General features: G+C 63.6%; 1 protein-coding gene. It reads right to left on the bottom strand.

The window, feature by feature from the left end:
• Positions 1-54: 54 nt before the first annotated feature.
• Positions 55-451 (bottom strand): helix-hairpin-helix domain-containing protein (locus tag J5M67_RS28540; RefSeq protein ID WP_243434937.1); only part of this gene is annotated, 397 nt, incomplete at its 5' end.

Genomic DNA, 451 nt, shown 5'->3' with positions numbered 1-451 from the left:
AGCATCGGGTCAGGCCTTCCGGCCGCCAGCAAATCAGTGCGCCATGGTCATTTCTCACTGGAACCAGTGTTCGCGTGCTTTCATGATCAGCGCCTTCGCGGCTTCCTCTTCCATGCCGGTCATGTCGACCAGCTCGTCCACGGCAAGCTCCGCGAGATCGTCGCGCGTCTGCACGCCCTGCTCGGCCAGCTTCGCGAGCAGTTCGGGCGTGACGCCGTCGAGGCTCTTCAGATCGAGGGCGGCCGTCTCGACCTTCTCCTCGTTCGCGATCGCCATCGTGAGCAGCGCGTCGCGCGAGCGGTTGCGCAGTTCGTGCACGGTGTCCTCGTCGAATGCCTCGATCTCGAGCATCTCGTTGAGCGGCACGTAGGCGATCTCTTCGAGGCTCGTGAAGCCTTCGTCGATCAGGATGTCCGCGACTTCCTCGTCGACGTCGAGGCGCGCCATGAAC

Source organism: Pseudomonas sp. 30_B (assembly GCF_017491605.1).
Classification (GTDB): domain Bacteria; phylum Pseudomonadota; class Gammaproteobacteria; order Pseudomonadales; family Pseudomonadaceae; genus Pseudomonas.
Note: the sequence above shows the minus strand (reverse complement) of the source record. Positions and strands in the feature narration are given on the sequence as shown.